At 67.7% G+C, this 12,299-nt stretch carries 12 protein-coding genes; 4 read left to right on the top strand and 8 right to left on the bottom strand.

Translation table 11 applies throughout. The annotated features are described in order from the left end of the window. Positions 1 to 6 precede the first annotated feature (6 nt). From BLV15_RS04355 to BLV15_RS04340, 4 genes are all read right to left on the bottom strand, one after another. Positions 7 to 906: a CHAD domain-containing protein gene (locus BLV15_RS04355; RefSeq protein WP_090225217.1), complete on the bottom strand. Its 900-nt coding sequence runs from the start codon at positions 904 to 906 to the stop codon at positions 7 to 9. A gap of 85 nt (positions 907 to 991) precedes the next feature. Continuing rightward, complete coding sequence (locus tag BLV15_RS04350; RefSeq protein ID WP_090224925.1) at positions 992 to 2,311, bottom strand: NTP/NDP exchange transporter; 1,320 nt, start codon at positions 2,309 to 2,311, stop codon at positions 992 to 994. 54 nt (positions 2,312 to 2,365) lie between these two features. After that, the gene (locus BLV15_RS04345) at positions 2,366 to 3,286 is read right to left on the bottom strand and encodes an aldo/keto reductase (RefSeq protein WP_090224923.1); all 921 of its coding nucleotides are present in this window, start codon (positions 3,284 to 3,286) and stop codon (positions 2,366 to 2,368) included. Positions 3,287 to 3,414: 128 nt separating this feature from the next. Then, positions 3,415 to 5,343 (bottom strand): RecQ family ATP-dependent DNA helicase, encoded by a 1,929-nt coding sequence (locus tag BLV15_RS04340; protein ID WP_090224922.1) that lies wholly within the window; start codon positions 5,341 to 5,343, stop codon positions 3,415 to 3,417. Positions 5,344 to 5,493: 150 nt separating this feature from the next. On the opposite strand from BLV15_RS04340, the gene BLV15_RS04335 reads away from it, so the two are divergent. Then, complete coding sequence (locus tag BLV15_RS04335; protein ID WP_090224920.1) at positions 5,494 to 5,973, top strand: nitroreductase family protein; 480 nt, start codon at positions 5,494 to 5,496, stop codon at positions 5,971 to 5,973. A 48-nt stretch (positions 5,974 to 6,021) separates the two neighbouring features. On the opposite strand, the gene BLV15_RS04330 is transcribed toward BLV15_RS04335, so the two are convergent. Both BLV15_RS04330 and hslO read right to left on the bottom strand, forming a co-directional pair. Next, positions 6,022 to 7,563: a phosphoenolpyruvate carboxykinase gene (locus tag BLV15_RS04330; RefSeq protein ID WP_090224918.1), complete on the bottom strand. Its 1,542-nt coding sequence runs from the start codon at positions 7,561 to 7,563 to the stop codon at positions 6,022 to 6,024. Between the two features lie 489 nt (positions 7,564 to 8,052). Further along, on the bottom strand, positions 8,053 to 8,940 hold the full coding sequence (gene hslO, locus BLV15_RS04325; RefSeq protein ID WP_090224916.1) for an Hsp33 family molecular chaperone HslO: 888 nt from the start codon (positions 8,938 to 8,940) through the stop codon (positions 8,053 to 8,055). Between the two features lie 146 nt (positions 8,941 to 9,086). Here hslO and BLV15_RS04320 point away from each other — a divergent pair, with 146 nt between their 5' ends. After that, on the top strand, positions 9,087 to 9,875 hold the full coding sequence (locus BLV15_RS04320; protein ID WP_090224914.1) for a phosphatase PAP2 family protein: 789 nt from the start codon (positions 9,087 to 9,089) through the stop codon (positions 9,873 to 9,875). Positions 9,876 to 9,881: 6 nt separating this feature from the next. Here the strand turns inward: BLV15_RS04320 and hslR are convergent, their stop codons facing one another. Further along, on the bottom strand, positions 9,882 to 10,274 hold the full coding sequence (gene hslR, locus BLV15_RS04315; RefSeq protein WP_090224912.1) for a ribosome-associated heat shock protein Hsp15: 393 nt from the start codon (positions 10,272 to 10,274) through the stop codon (positions 9,882 to 9,884). Between the two features lie 132 nt (positions 10,275 to 10,406). On the opposite strand from hslR, the gene rimB reads away from it, so the two are divergent. Together rimB and rimK are read left to right on the top strand one after the other, a co-directional pair. Further along, a complete protein-coding gene (gene rimB / locus BLV15_RS04310; protein ID WP_090224911.1) occupies positions 10,407 to 10,874 on the top strand; it encodes a retropepsin-like aspartic endopeptidase RimB in 468 nt (155 codons plus the stop codon). Then, positions 10,871 to 11,776, top strand: coding sequence for a 30S ribosomal protein S6--L-glutamate ligase (rimK, locus tag BLV15_RS04305; protein WP_090224909.1), 906 nt, complete (start codon positions 10,871 to 10,873; stop codon positions 11,774 to 11,776). The genes rimB and rimK overlap by 4 nt, the downstream gene beginning before the upstream one ends. 28 nt (positions 11,777 to 11,804) lie before the next feature. On the opposite strand, the gene BLV15_RS04300 is transcribed toward rimK, so the two are convergent. Beyond that, positions 11,805 to 12,275: a chemotaxis protein CheW gene (locus BLV15_RS04300; protein WP_090224907.1), complete on the bottom strand. Its 471-nt coding sequence runs from the start codon at positions 12,273 to 12,275 to the stop codon at positions 11,805 to 11,807. Positions 12,276 to 12,299 lie beyond the last annotated feature (24 nt).

Raw genomic sequence — 12,299 nt, 5'->3', positions numbered from 1 at the left:
GTCGCGCTAACCGGACTTCGCGGCCTTGCTGGCGATCTTCCAGTAGGCCGACCACAGCTCCGCGAGGTTCTCGGGTTTCTCCGCGTAGAGCCGCGCACCAAGCGCCAGGGCATCCTCGAACAATCGCAGGCGACGCGCCTCGACGGCGAGAGTGATGCTCTTGCGCGTGTTGGACGCGCCGAACAGCGCCGGCTGCTCGTCGAGCAACTGCTGCAACAGCGCCAGGTCGTGATCGTCGCCCAGGTAGCCGGCGAGGGTTTCCAGGCTCTTCTGCCGGGCCTTGAGCAGATGCGGCCAGGCATCGCGCAGCAGGCGCGTCTGGTACCAGTGATCCTTGACCCGCTTGCGCCACTCGTGGAGCAGTTCGTCGCTGCGCTTCTGCTGCACCGCCTTCATCGCCCGGCGACCCTCCTGGCAGGTGCGCAGCACACCGGCCTTGAACAGCGCGAAGCCCTGCGCGCGCAGCGGCCAGTCGGCCACCGCCTCGCTGGCCGCGCCGAGGCTGGCGAGCAGTTCGGCGTGGGCCTGCGGCTGGTCGGGTGCGATATCCGCCACCCGCGCCTGCAACCGTGCCCGCGCACGCTTCATCGCCGCGCTGGAGAAGCGCTGTGGGTCTTCGGCGACCAGCGCATCCCAGCATTCCACCATCGCCGCGGCATCGCGCAGGCTCGACAGCTGCTGGCCGATATCGCGGAACTGGCGGTTGTGCCGGGTGAAGAGTTTCTTGCCGAGCGGCTTGTGTACCAGGCGCAACAGCGCGCGGATTTCCTTGAGCCGCTTGCGGGCATCGTGCACGCCGGTGGGCGTGCCACTGTCCAGCGCGGCGACGGCCTCGGCGATACGTTCCTTGGCGACCCGCCGCACCTCGTCGGCGGCGTGGCGGCGGGCATGGATTCGAAACGACATGTTTTCCCCGGTAGTTCGCTGTGCAGCGAGCGTATCCGCGCGGCGCGAGAGGCGGTAGCCGGCCACGGCAATCTTCATCAAACCGTCACATTCGACCTGCAGGCCTCTGGCGCAGCGGCCCGGGTGCGTCGCGATCGGCCCTCTCGCCGAGGTACCAGCCGAGCGCGCCCCATAGCGCCGCGCACACCGCGCCGACCAGCGCCACCAGCACCGCGCCCTGGCCGAGCAGATCGAGCAGGCTCTTGGCCCAGCCGCTGATGGCGTCGCCGCCGCGGTAAACCACGGTGTCGATGAAGTTCTTCGCCTTGTACTTGCTTTGCGCGTCCAGCGGCGCGAAGAGCATCTCCCGGCCGGGGCGGACGAAGGCGTACTCGCCGATGCGCCGCACGATCATCAGCCCGGCGAGCATGGCGAAGGTCGGTGCCAGCGCCAGGCCGACGAAGCCGACGCAGAGCAGCGCCGGCACCAGCGTCAGCAGCGCGCGCATGCCGAAGCGCTGGGCGACGCGGCCGGTGACGAACACCTGGGCGAGCAGCGCCCCGGCCTGCACGACGAAGTCGATCAGGCCGAACACGCGGACCTGCTCGTGGCGATCGGGAAACAGCTCGGCGACCAGCCGCGCCTGCTCGAAATAGAGAAAGGTGCTCACCGTGGCGAGCAGGATGACGAACCCCGAGACCCCGAGCAGATAGCGCGAACGGATTACCCGCAGCATGCCGCTGAACGGATTCCCGGCCACCGGCCGCCGCGGGCTCTCCGCCGCCTGCGCACCCGGGCGCCCGGCCCCGCCGCGCTCGCGCCAGGCCATCAGGTAGTGCTTGAGCAGCAGCGCAGCGCCCAGCAGCAGGGCGGACAGCAGCGCCAGCCCGGCCTGGCCGAGCGCTCCCACCAGCAAGGCGGCGAGCGCCGGGCCGACCAGCCCGCCGACACTGGCCCCGGCGGCGATGAAGGCGAACAGGCGCCTGGCCTGGGGCGAGTCGAACACGTCGGCCATCAGGCTCCAGGCCACCGAGACGACGAACAGGTTGTAGACCGAGATCCACACGTAGAATGCCCGTGCCATCCACACGCTGTCGCTGTGCGCGGCGAACAGCGCGGCGAAGGCCAGCAGGTTGAGGCAGAAGAAGCCGTAGACCCAGTCGATGAAATGAATGCGCGGCACCCGCGAGTTGAGCCAGGCGAACGTCGGCACGGCGACCAGCATCACCAGGAAGGTGGCGGTGAACAGCCATTGCAGGTTCTCCACACCGCCCTGGATACCCATCGCCTCGCGGATCGGGCGCAGCATGAAGTAGCCGCTGAACAGGCAGAAGAACAAACCGAAGCCGGCCAGCGCCGGCAGCAGTTCGCCGGGGCGGGCGTTGATGGCAACGGACAGCCGCCGCGTCAGGGGATGATCGGACATGGGATTCCCGTGGTGGTCAGGGCTGCGCGGGCGGCTTGCGCCGTCCGCACCCCGTCAGGCGAACTCGGCGGCGATCTGCTCGCGCTGCCTGGCATCCGGCAGGCGCCCCTGGCCGGCGAGCAGGTTGTCGGCCATGTAGCGCGGGTTGGAGGTCGCCGGGATCACCGCCGTCACCGCCGGCTCGGCGAGCACGAACTTGAGCATCAGCTGCGCCCAGGAACTGGCGTCCAGCTCGGCCACCGCCCAGCCCGGCAGCGCCTTGCCCTTGACCCGGGCGAACAGCTGGCCGGCGCCGTAGGTGCGGTTGATCAGCGTGGCGATGCCGTGCTCGGCGCAGAACGGCAGCAGGCGCTTCTCGGCATTGCGCGCCGCCACCGAATAGTTGAACTGGACGAAGTCGACCTTCTCCTTCTGCAGCACCGCGATCAGGTCGTCGTGGGCCGACTCGACGTAGTGGGTGATGCCGACGTAGCCAATCCGCCCCTGCTCCTTCAGCTCGCGCAACAGACCCAGCTGGGTGGTGGTGTCCTGCAGGTTGTGCACCTGGATCAGGTCGATCCTGTCGGTCTGCAGCGCCTTGAAGCTGGCCTCGATCTGGCGCTGCCCGGCCTCGCGCCCGGTGGACGAGACCTTGGTGGCAAGGAATACCTTGTCGCGCGCACCGACGCGCTTCACCAGTTCGCCGCTCACCGCCTCGGCATCGCCGTAGCTGGGCGCGGTATCGATCAGCCGCGCACCGCCGGCGACGAAAGTCTTCATCACCTCCAGCAGCTCGGCCATTTCGCCCGAGCCGGGATCGACGTTGAAGGTCCGCGAAGTGCCCAGGCCAATCGCCGGCAGGCGCTCCCCGGTCGACGGGATGCTGCGCATCAGCAGGCTATCGGCGGCGAAGGCCGAAGCCGGCAGCAACGGCGCGAGCCCGGCCATGGCGGCGAGAAGGGATGACTGCTGGACGAACTGGCGACGCGTGGGCATGAGAGGCCTCCGGGCAAGGTGCAGAAGTCCGCCTCGCGAGACGGCAGGCGAGCCTCAGTATGGCCGCACCTGCCGCCGCCCTCGTCACGCCTGGATGGAAGCTTTGTTTCAGGAATTGACCGGAGCGCTCAAGCCTGCGCTTCGGCCCACGCGCGTACCTCCGCGTAGGGGTATTCGCCCAGCGCCGCGAACCCGTCGATGCCCTTCGCCTTGAGTTTGCTGAGCAGCGGCGCGCCGATGCCGCACAGGAATCGCGTCAGCGCCTCGCTGCTCGGCGGCTTGCCCTTGAGCGCCTCGTAGCGCTGGATGAACGCGCCGCACAGCGCGTGGAAACTCTTGCCCTGTAGCGACGCCAGCGCCGGCGCTTCCGGTAGCCGCGCGACCCGCCCCTGGCACACCGAGCAGTGCCCGCAGTGCTGCGGTGCCTGTTCGTCGCCGAAATATGCGGCCAGGCGCTGGCTCAGGCAGCGATCGCTGGCGAACAGTTCGAGCATGGCGTGGATGCGGGCGATCTCGCTGGATTCCTGCTGGCGGAAATAGGCATGCAGTTCGTCGCTGAGCCGATCGATGGCGAACTCGCCGCGCAGCCGTTCGTAGACTTCGGTCATCTGCTTGCTCTCCAGCTCGATCCAGCCGCGCTCCTGGAACCAGTCCAGCGCCTTGACCACCCGCCCGCGCTCGGCGCGGTGCTGGTTATAAAGCGCCTCGAAATCCACCGTGCACCAGGTCCGCGCGCGGGCCGAACTGTGCACGATGGCCTCGACGAACTGGCGGCGCTCGCCGTCGAACGTCTCCAGCAGGGCGTCCGGTTCGATCAGGTACTTGAAGCGGTACTCGGCGAAATAGGCGTAGCGCGGGGCGATGATGCCGCGCAGTTCCAGCTGCACCAGCAACGTCTTCAGCGGCAGCGGGCGGATGTTGCTCTGCTCGCTCAGCGCGCCCAGCATTAGTTCCCACTGGCCGCCTTCGGCCTGGCGGATTTCCTCGAGCACCTCGCGGATGCCGTCGAGCTCCGGAGTGTCGCCGTAGACGAAGTTCTCCAGCACGCTGAGGCTGTCGCGGTTCGCCAGCACCAGGCAGTCCGAGGGCCGCCCGTCACGTCCGGCGCGGCCGATCTCCTGGCTGTAGTTCTCGATCGATTTCGGCAGGTCGAAGTGCACCACGTTGCGGATGTCGCTCTTGTCGATGCCCATGCCGAAGGCGATGGTGGCAACGATGCAGTTGATCCGCCCGTCCATGAATTGCCGCTGGATCGCCTCGCGCTGCTCGTGCGGCATACCTGCGTGGTAGGCGCTGGCCGGCACGCCGCTGGCGCCGAGGTGGGCGGCGACCTGCTCGGCGGTTTTCTGCTGGGTGACGTAGACGATTGCCGGCTCGCCGGCCTTGGCGCCGAGCCAGTCGACCAGCCGGCGCAGCTTGTCGCGCCCGGCCACAGGTTCCACCAGCAGGTTGAGATTGGCCCGGTAGAAACCGGTGGTGATCACGTCGCCCGCGGCAATGGCGAACTTGGCCTGCATGTCGGCGATCACCGGCGGCGTCGCCGTGGCGGTTAGCAGCAGCACCTGGGGAATGCCGAACTGGCGCGCGTAGTCCGGCAGCTTGAGGTAGTCGGGGCGAAAGTTGTGGCCCCACTCGGAGATGCAGTGCGCCTCGTCCACCACCAGCAGCGAGATCGGCACCTGGGCGATGAAGTGGCGGAAGCGCTCGTTCTTCAGCCGCTCCACCGAGATCATCAGGATCTTCAGCTCGCCGGACTTGGCCCGCGCCATCACCGCGCTGGCGTCCTCGCGGCTCTGCGCCGAGTCGATGCTGGCGGCGGCGATCCCGTGGCGGTGAAGGAACGCCAGCTGGTCCTGCATCAGCGCCAGCAAGGGCGAGACGACCAGCGTCAGGTTGGGCAGCAGCAATGCCGGCAGTTGGTAGCACAGCGATTTGCCGGAACCGGTGGGAAAGATCGCCGCCGCCGAACGGCCGTCGATCACCGCGCGGATGGCGGCCTCCTGGCCGGGACGGAAACCGTCGTAGCCAAAGACGTCGGCGAGGGTCTGTTCGATCATGGCTTACCTCGGTAGATCGGCCGGCGCGGACACGGCGCACGGCGCAGGGCAGCCGGCACGGTAGCAGAGCCTCGTCCCGCGCGGGTCATCCGCCGCTGCAAAGCCGCGGGGCCGCAGGCACTATGAACGTCCACCCCTCGGAGGAACGCCATGAACGTCAGCGACGCCATCCGCCAGCGCACCTCGATACGCGCCTTCACCCCCACCGCGGTGCCCGAAGCGCTGCTGCGCGAGCTTCTCGACGTGGCGCGTCATGCGCCGTCCGGCGGCAACCTGCAGCCATGGAAGGTCATCGCCGTCGCCGGCGACGAACGCCGCGCGGTGATCGACGCGGTGGGCGCCGCGTTGCGGGCCAATCCGCAGGGCGAGATCGGCGAGCGGCGGGTCTACCCGGACCCGCTCTGGTCGCCCTATCGCGAGCGCCGTTACGAGGTCGGCGAGGCGCTCTACGCGACCCTCGGCATCGCCCGCGACGACAAGCCCGCGCGCTACCGCCACTTCGCCCTGCCCGAGCAGGAGATGATCTATTGCGCCATGGCGCTGGGCTACGCCGACCCGGACGCCCTGGTGAACGCCCTGCGCGCCAGCCGGGTCGCCGTGGAGGCGTTCGCCGAATTCCGCGGTTTCTGAGCCAACGAAAAAGGCCGCCCGAAGGCGGCCTTTCTGGCGCGGAACCGCTTACAGCTGCGGGCCGGCGGCCTTGATCGCCTCGGAAACGTCGAACTTCTTGAAGTTCTCGATGAACAGGCTGGCCAGCCCCTTCGCCGCTTCGTCGTAGGCGTTCTGGTCTTCCCAGGTGTTGCGCGGGTTGAGCAGCTGGGTTTCGACGCCCGGCACGGCCTTGGGCACGCGCAGGTTGATGATCGGCAGTTGCTCGGTCTCGGCGCCGATCAGCGCGCCGCTCTGGATCGCCGCGATCACGCCACGGGTGGTCGGGATGTTGAAGCGCTTGCCGACGCCGTAGCCACCGCCGGTCCAGCCGGTGTTGACCAGGTAGACCTTGGAGCCGAACGCGCGGATGCGCTTGATCAGCAGCTCGGCGTAGACGCCGGCCGGACGCGGGAAGAACGGCGCGCCGAAGCAGGTGGAGAAGGTCGACTTGATGCCGGCGCCCGAGCCCATCTCGGTGGAGCCGACCAGCGCGGTGTAGCCGGAGAGGAAGTGGTACGCCGCCTGCTCTTCGTCGAGGATCGACACGGGCGGCAGCACGCCGGTCAGGTCGCAGGTGAGGAAGATCACCGCGTTCGGCTCGCCGCCGAGGTTCTGCTGCGAGCGCTTCTCGACGTATTCCAGCGGGTAGGCCGCACGGCTGTTCTGGGTCAGGCTGTCGTCGCTGTAATCCGGCACGCGCTTGTCGTCGAGCACGACGTTTTCCAGCACGGTGCCGAACTGGATGGCCTTCCAGATCACCGGCTCGTTCTTCTCGGACAGGTCGATGCACTTGGCGTAGCAGCCGCCCTCGATGTTGAACACCACGCCGGTGCCCCAGCCGTGCTCGTCGTCGCCGATCAGGTAGCGGCTTTCGTCGGCCGAGAGGGTGGTCTTGCCGGTGCCGGACAGGCCGAAGAACAGCGTCACGTCGCCTTCCTCGCCGATGTTGGCGGCGCAGTGCATCGGCAGCACGTCGGCGGCCGGCAGCAGGAAGTTCTGCACGCTGAACATGGCTTTCTTCATCTCGCCGGCGTAGCGCATGCCGGCGATCAGGACTTTCTTCTGCGCGAAGTTGAGGATCACGCAGCCATCGGAATTGGTGCCGTCACGCTCGGGCACGCATTCGAAGTTGGCGACGTTCAGGACCTGCCACTCGTCCTTGCCAGAGGGGTTGTACTCGGCGGGTTCGATGAACAGCTGACGACCGAAGAGGTTCTGCCAGGCCGTGGCAGTGGTCATCTTGACCGGCAGGTAGTGGGTCTCGGCCGAGCCTACGTGGACATGCGAAACGAAGCTGTCCTGGGCGTCGGAGAAGGCCTGCACGCGGTCCCACAGGGCATCGAACTTGTCGGCCGGGAACTTGCGGTTGATCGCACCCCAGCCGATGTCGGCGGTGGTGCTGGGCTCTTCCACGATGAAGCGGTCGGCCGGCGAGCGACCGGTGCGGTGCCCGGTTCTCACCACCAGCGCGCCATTGGCGGCCAATTCGCCTTCGCCGCGGCGAATGGCTTCTTCGACCAGCTGCGACGTGCTGATGTCGGTGTAAACGGCTTGTATGGCTTGGTTCATGGCGTCCTCGTTGGTCTCAGCCGGATGCTTCCTAACGATCTGTAGTGAACTCTTTGCCCGGCTACAGCATGAGAAAAGTGTGCCGGATTATGCCAGAGGATGTGCTGCAAGTGCGAGGCGGCGGCGCAGAGCCAGAAAGGACGGGGGTCGCGGTGGCAGACCATGGTCTTCCCTGGATTCGTGTTGGCGTCCGTATCGCGCCCAGAGGCAGCAACCTCGTCGGAGTCGTCACCGGTTCTGGGGGCAGTTCAAAGGTCTAGCCTGGTGCAGTCCTGCTTCGCTCTGGCGTGGTTCGCGAGCCCGGCGGGCGCGCGGATTGGCGAGCGAAGCGGTAGCAACGACGCGTATAGAGTCCGTCGGCTGTCGTTAGTTTCCGGATTCGCCAGCAAAACGGCACTACGGGCGACAGCGCCACCTTTATGGCACCCGCCCTACCCGCTTGTCCAGATGCCGGGGATCGGGCGGGGCTCCAGCGGGTGCCCGCGCCGATCAGTGGCGGGTCGAGGAAGGTGCGCTGCTGCCGCCACCGGCGAACAGCTGGGCGACGTCGGTCTTGTCGAAGCGGTAGCGCTGGTTGCAGAACTGGCAGTCGATCTCCACCGAGCCGCCGTGTTCTTCGAGCAGCCGTTCCGCGTCCTGCTGGCCGAGGCTGACCAGCGCGTTGGCGGAGCGCTGGCGGTTGCAGCTGCAGCGGAATTCCAGGCCCAGCGGATCGAACAGGCGCACCGCCTCCTCGTGATACAGCCGGTGCAGCACGGTGAGATTGTCCAGGCCGAGCAGTTCCTCGGCGGTAAGGGTGTCCGCCAGCGTGGTCAGGTGCTGCCAGTTCGCGGCGCGGGCCTCGGCGTCCTTCAGACGATCCGGCGGCAGCGCCTGGAGCAGCAGGCCACGCGCGCGCCGACCATCGGCGTACAGCCAGAAACGTGTCGGCAACTGCTCGGAATTGGCGAAGTAGTTGGTCAGACAGGCGGACAGGTTGATCCCATCCAGCGCGACGATGCCCTGGTAGCGCTGGCCGGCGCGCGGGTCGATGGTCACCGTCAGCATGCCCTCGGGCATCAGCTCGGCGAGCCCGGCGCCGTCGGCGATCTGCTCGGCGTGGTAGCGCGCGATGCCGCGCACCTGGCGCTCGCTGGAGCACTCCACCATGAGCAGCGGCACGGCGCCGGAGGAACGCGCCTGCAGCACCAGCAGGCCATCGAATTTCAGCGTGCCGACCAGCAGCGCCGCGGCTGCCAGCAGCTCGCCGAGCAACTGGGCGACCGGTTCGGGATAGGGGTGCTTGGCGAGGACATGCTGGTAGCTGTCGCCGAGGGTGACGAGTTCGCCGCGCACGTCGGTGTCGTCGAAGATGAAGCGCTGAGTGAAGTCGGACATGGCGTCGCTCGCAGGTTGGAGACGGCAAAGGGCGTCGATTCTAGGCGCAAAGCGGGGGCGATCCAAGATTCCGACCGGGCGGCTTGGCGCGGCCTGGGCGCGGGTCTACCATCTCGCCCGGGTTTTATCTTAGGGAAGATGACCGAATGACCACTTTACTGCGCGCCTCCTGGCGCATGCGGCCGCTGCTGCTTTGCCATCTATTCGCCGCCCTGCTGCTGGCCAGCTGGGTGTGGGAACCGACCCGCCTGTTGTGGGACCACTTCGACGACCAGTTATTCCGCCTGCTCAACACGCCACTGGCGGACGGTGGCTGGTGGGCGAAGACCTGGGCGATTGGCAGCCTGCGGCCGATGGACGTCGCCGCCGGGCTGATCATGCTGAGTTTCCTGCTGCACCGCGGCTGGGTGTTCCCCGGCAACGAGGTGCGCCGTGCGCTGTTCGCCTTCGTCGCGATCCTGCTCCTGCTGTTGCTGGTGCGCACCGGATTCACCGCGCTGGCCAAGCTGCTGGACTGGCAGCACGCCAGCCCGTCGCTGGTGATCGACGGCGCCGTGCGCCTGAGCGAGCTGTTCCCGGACTGGGACCGCTGGGAGCTCAAGGACGCATCCGAGCGCAGCTTCCCCGGCGACCACGCCTCGGTGCTGCTGCTCTGGGCGCTGTTCCTCAGCTTCTTCGCCCGCGGCTGGCGGCTGCTGGTGATCTGGGGCCTGGCCACGCTGTTCATGCTGCCGCGCCTGGTCGCCGGCGCGCACTGGGGCTCGGACGACTTCGTCGGCGGCCTGTTCCTCAGCCTGCTGGCCATCGCCTGGGGTTGCTGCACGCCCTACGCGAGCCACTGCAGCCATGCCCTGGAACGCCTCACCGCGCCGCTGTTCGCCCTGCTCGCGCGCCTGCCGATGATCGGCCGGATGGCGCTGGTCCGCGGCGACTGAAGTACCTCAGTGGCTGTCGCGGAAGGTGAACAGCTGACGACGCTGCTTCTTGCTCGGCCGGCCGTCGGTGGTGACGCCCAGACTGCCGGCCTTGCGCTGCGCCGCGGCCTGTTCGCGGCGCTCGACGCTCTCGGCGGTTTCCTCGTAGAGGGTCTGCGCCTCGGGTGCGCCGCGGCGCACCACCGATAGCGCCAGAATGCGCACCGTGCGCTCGTCGAAGCCGGTACGCAGGGTCAGTTCCTCGCCGATCTTCGGCTCCTTGCTCGGTTTGCAGCGCTCGCCGCGGCAGTGCACCTTTCCGCCTTCGATGGCCGCCTTGGCCAGCGCCCGGGTCTTGTAGAAGCGGGCCGCCCAGAGCCACTTGTCCAGGCGCACTTTGTCGTCGTCTTTCTCGCTCATGCGGGTTCCGATTGTGTAGGGTGCGGTCATCGCACCATGAAATGTCCCCCGCGGTAAACCACCGGTAAGCCCGCTGCGTGCAGTTGTCATGCGGGCTCACTAGAATGCCGCCTTCCTGAGAGGAAGCCGCCTTTGGATAGCCCCGAAGCCTTTTGCGTGACCGGCCTGCGCGAGTGGATCGCCCTGCCCGACCTGGGTGTCGTCGGCCTGCGCGCGAAGATCGACACCGGCGCCAGCACCTCGGCGCTGCATGCCACCGAGATCAGCGAGTTCGAGCGCGACGGCGAACGCTGGGTACGCTTCAACGCGCACATCGGCACGCTGGTGCAGCGGCGCCACCGCTGCGAAGCGCCGATTGTGACGCGCAAGACGATCAAGAGCTCCAATGGCCAGGCCCAGGCCCGTTACGTGATCCGCACCCTGCTCGCGCTGGGTGAACGGGCATGGCCGGTGGAATTCACCCTGACCTGCAGGAAAACCATGCGATATCGCGTGCTGTTGGGATCGAAAGCGCTGGTCGACGGTCGATTGCTGGTCAATCCCGCGCACGCCTACCTGCTCAACAAACCCCAGATACTCACTTCTCCCGGTGCCCAATGAAGATCGCCGTGCTGTCGCGCAATCCGCGCCTGTATTCGACCCGACGACTGGTGGAGGCCGGCCAGGCGCGCGGTCACGAGATGCAGGTGATCGACACCCTGCGCGCCTACATGAACATCGCCAGCCACAAGCCGCAGATCCACTACCGCGGCGGCCCGTTGGAAGGCTTCGACGCGGTGATCCCGCGGATTGGCGCCTCGGTGACCTTCTACGGCTGCGCGGTGCTGCGCCAGTTCGAGATGATGGGCGTGTTCCCGCTCAACGAGTCGGTGGCGATCAGCCGCTCGCGGGACAAGCTGCGCTCGCTGCAACTGCTCTCGCGCAAGGGCATCGGCCTGCCGGTCACCGGCTTCGCCCACTCACCTGACGACGTGCCGGACCTGATCCGCATGGTCAACGGCGCGCCCTTGGTAATCAAGGTGCTGGAAGGCACCCAGGGCATCGGCGTGGTGCTCTGCGAGACGGAGAAGGCGGCGGAATCGGTGATCGAGGCGTTCATGGGCCTGAAGCAGGACATCATGGTGCAGGAGTACATCAAGGAAGCCGGCGGTGCCGACATCCGCTGCTTCGTGGTCGGCGACAAGGTGATCGCCTCGATGAAGCGTCAGGCCGCGCCCGGCGAATTCCGCTCCAACCTCCACCGCGGCGGCACCGCCAGCCTGATCAAGATCACCCCGGAGGAGCGCATGACGGCGATCCGTGCGGCCAAGGTGATGGGGCTCTCGGTGGCCGGCGTCGACATCCTGCGCTCGAACCACGGCCCGCTGGTGATGGAGGTGAACTCCTCACCGGGTCTGGAAGGCATCGAAGTGACCACCGGCAAGGACGTCGCCGGGCTGGTCATCGAGTACCTGGAAAAGAACGCCGAGCACGGCCTGACCCGCACCCGCGGCAAGGGCTAGGAAGCCACGAGCACAACGCTCGCTACCCTCAGATCAAGCCGGCATCCGCGAGCTTCTGCTCCAGCCCGGCGAGATCGGGAATTCTCGCCAGGTCGTCGCCCAGCTCGACCACGTCCAGCTCCAGCGGCGCCAGCGGCGCGTCGGCCCGACGCAGGCTGGCATCGAGCTTCAGCGAGCGGGGAATGCCCTGGATCAGCAGCGCGATGAATTTCACGTGGGAGCGCCCGCCGATGGCGTTGAGCACGGCGACGCGCGCGCCCGGAACCACCTTCGCCTCGCCCCCGGACGCCGCCTCGAAGGACAGCAGCGGCAGGCGCAGGTCGCGCCAGGCGATCTGCCCCAGCAGCCAGGCCGGCATGCCCGCCTGGGTCTGCGGGGCGCGGTAGGTGATGAGTTCGGCCAGCGCCACGTTGGGCACCAGCAGGGTGCGGTCGGTCAGCGGCAGCAGCAGCCCGGTGACGCTCGCGGCGCCGTTCTGTTCAATGACGGCCTGGCTCATCGCGACGGGCTCCGGTAATACGGG

This window comes from Pseudomonas kuykendallii (genome assembly GCF_900106975.1).
Lineage (GTDB): Bacteria > Pseudomonadota > Gammaproteobacteria > Pseudomonadales > Pseudomonadaceae > Pseudomonas_O > Pseudomonas_O kuykendallii.
Note: the sequence above shows the minus strand (reverse complement) of the source record. Positions and strands in the feature narration are given on the sequence as shown.

Bases quoted from the DNA above. Each gene is read 5' to 3' on its own strand.
- BLV15_RS04355 (WP_090225217.1), bottom strand. From the start codon at position 906: ATGTCGTTTCGAATCCATGCCCGCCGCCACGCCGCCGACGAGGTGCGG.
- BLV15_RS04350 (WP_090224925.1), bottom strand. From the start codon at position 2,311: ATGTCCGATCATCCCCTGACGCGGCGGCTGTCCGTTGCCATCAACGCC.
- BLV15_RS04345 (WP_090224923.1), bottom strand. From the start codon at position 3,286: ATGCCCACGCGTCGCCAGTTCGTCCAGCAGTCATCCCTTCTCGCCGCC.
- BLV15_RS04340 (WP_090224922.1), bottom strand. From the start codon at position 5,343: ATGATCGAACAGACCCTCGCCGACGTCTTTGGCTACGACGGTTTCCGT.
- BLV15_RS04335 (WP_090224920.1), top strand. From the start codon at position 5,494: ATGAACGTCAGCGACGCCATCCGCCAGCGCACCTCGATACGCGCCTTC.
- BLV15_RS04330 (WP_090224918.1), bottom strand. From the start codon at position 7,563: ATGAACCAAGCCATACAAGCCGTTTACACCGACATCAGCACGTCGCAG.
- hslO (WP_090224916.1), bottom strand. From the start codon at position 8,940: ATGTCCGACTTCACTCAGCGCTTCATCTTCGACGACACCGACGTGCGC.
- BLV15_RS04320 (WP_090224914.1), top strand. From the start codon at position 9,087: ATGACCACTTTACTGCGCGCCTCCTGGCGCATGCGGCCGCTGCTGCTT.
- hslR (WP_090224912.1), bottom strand. From the start codon at position 10,274: ATGAGCGAGAAAGACGACGACAAAGTGCGCCTGGACAAGTGGCTCTGG.
- rimK (WP_090224909.1), top strand. From the start codon at position 10,871: ATGAAGATCGCCGTGCTGTCGCGCAATCCGCGCCTGTATTCGACCCGA.
- BLV15_RS04300 (WP_090224907.1), bottom strand. From the start codon at position 12,275: ATGAGCCAGGCCGTCATTGAACAGAACGGCGCCGCGAGCGTCACCGGG.